The sequence below is a fragment of the Burkholderia sp. genome, assembly GCF_018375725.1.
Taxonomy (GTDB): domain Bacteria; phylum Pseudomonadota; class Gammaproteobacteria; order Burkholderiales; family Burkholderiaceae; genus Burkholderia.
The window spans coordinates 1-1,811 of record NZ_JAHACR010000487.1; the positions used below are offsets into that span (position 1 = coordinate 1).

General features: G+C 67.5%; 3 protein-coding genes. All 3 read right to left on the reverse strand.

What is annotated here, in order from left to right; genetic code table 11:
• On the reverse strand, positions 1-683 hold a 683-nt coding region (locus KH616_RS24710; RefSeq protein ID WP_292254799.1), incomplete at its 3' end, for an ABC transporter permease subunit.
• Positions 680-1,600, reverse strand: a complete 921-nt coding sequence (locus KH616_RS24715) for an ABC transporter ATP-binding protein (RefSeq protein ID WP_292254802.1) — start codon at positions 1,598-1,600, stop codon at positions 680-682. The genes KH616_RS24710 and KH616_RS24715, both read right to left, overlap by 4 nt.
• On the reverse strand, positions 1,597-1,811 hold a 215-nt coding region (locus KH616_RS24720; protein ID WP_292254804.1), incomplete at its 5' end, for a hypothetical protein. The genes KH616_RS24715 and KH616_RS24720, both read right to left, overlap by 4 nt.

The following is a 1,811-nucleotide window of genomic DNA, read 5'->3' on the forward strand; positions in this document are numbered from 1 at the left end:
GTGCGCCACGCAAACGCCCACCCGACACGCAGCCCCGCGAGAATCGACGGCAGCGCGGCCGGCACGAGAATCAGCGCGACCTGCCGCAGCCCCGTCAGCCCATAGTTGCGGCCGGCCATCTTCAGCGTCGCGGGCACGCCCAGGAAACCCGTATACATGCTCAGCGCAAGCGGCCACAACACTGCGTGCACAAGCACGAACAGCAGGCTGCCCGTGCCGAGGCCGAACCACAGCAACGCGATCGGCAGCAGCGCGATCGACGGCAGCGGATTGAACATCGACGTGAGCATCGACAACAGGTCGCGGCCGAAGCGCGTCGATACAGCCACCGACGTCAGCGCGAATGCGAGCACGACGCCAAGCGCATAGCCGCGCAGCAGCACCGACATCGAGATGCCCGTCTTCACGAGCAGTTCGCCCGACACGATGCCCTGCACGAACGCGGCGAACGTCGCGCCGAAGGTCGGCACGAGCAGATCGTTCGCGACGAGCCGCGCGGTGATCTCCCACACGGCGATCAGCATGAGCGCGATCAGCGTGCGGCGGAATGCGCCTGATTCGAGCACGCGCCGCACAGGCGGCACGACGGGTGCGTGCTCGGCGTCCAGCGGCGCCTGCAGCGGCCGTTCGTATTCCGCGCGCACGGGCGGAAGCGGCGGCAGGGTCGGGTGCGGCGTGCTCATCGCGCGGCCTCCTGTTCGGGTGACGTGTCCGTTTCGAACAGCAGCCGGTGGATACGTGCGACGCTTTCACGGAAATCCGCGCGGCCGACGCTGTCCAGCGAATAGCCGTGGCTGTTGAGTTCCGCACGTACACGGCCTGGGTGCGGCGACAGCAGCAGAATCCGATTGCCGACGACGAGCGCCTCCTCGATCGAATGCGTGACGAACAGCAGCGTGAAGCGCACGTCGTCCCACAGGCGCAGCAACTCCTCCTGCATCTTGCGGCGTGTCAGCGCATCCAGCGCGGCGAACGGCTCGTCCATCAGCAGCACGCGCGGCTGCATCGCGAGCGCGCGTGCGATCGCCACGCGCTGCTTCATGCCGCAGGACAGCGTATGCGGATACGCGTGGGCGAATCCGGCGAGCCCGACATTGTCAAGGTAGTGCAGCGCGCGCTCGCGCGCTTCCGCACGCGGCAGCTTCTTCGCGACGCGCAGCGGAAACGCGACGTTTTCCGCCACGGTCTTCCATGGCGGCAACTGGTCGAACTCCTGGAACACGACGATACGATCGTCGCCCGGTCCACGCACGGGTTCGCCGCCGAGCGAGATCGTGCCGGACACGGGCTCGATGAAACCGGCGATCGCCTTCAGCAGCGTGGATTTCCCGCAGCCCGACGGCCCGAGCAGCACGAAGCGGTCGCCGCCGTAGACATCGAAGCTCACCTGATGGGTCGCGCGGACGATGCGCGCGTGGCTGCGGTATTCGAGGCTCACGCCATCGATCGCGAGCAGGCGCTCGCTGTGCGCGGCAGGATCGCCGGCGTTGGGCGCCGGATGCGCGGCGGGAGAAAGATCGGCCGCCGCCCTGAATGCGGGCGACGGGCGCGGACGCGCCGTATCCGGCAGCGCCCAGCTTCGGGACGTGGTGACATTCACGATCGGGAATCCGGCAGAAAAAACGTCACCTTAAGGTCGGCCGATCCATGCACCAACCAATCATTGCGCATATTCAAACCATCGCGGCACATAAGCGTCGGTTGCACCGCGGGACCCGCCGCCGGCGCATGCGCATACGCCGGCGGCCGGTTGCCGTTCAGCTTCCGCCGGACGTCGCGGGATCGTCGAAGAAGTAGTCGCGCCACGACTT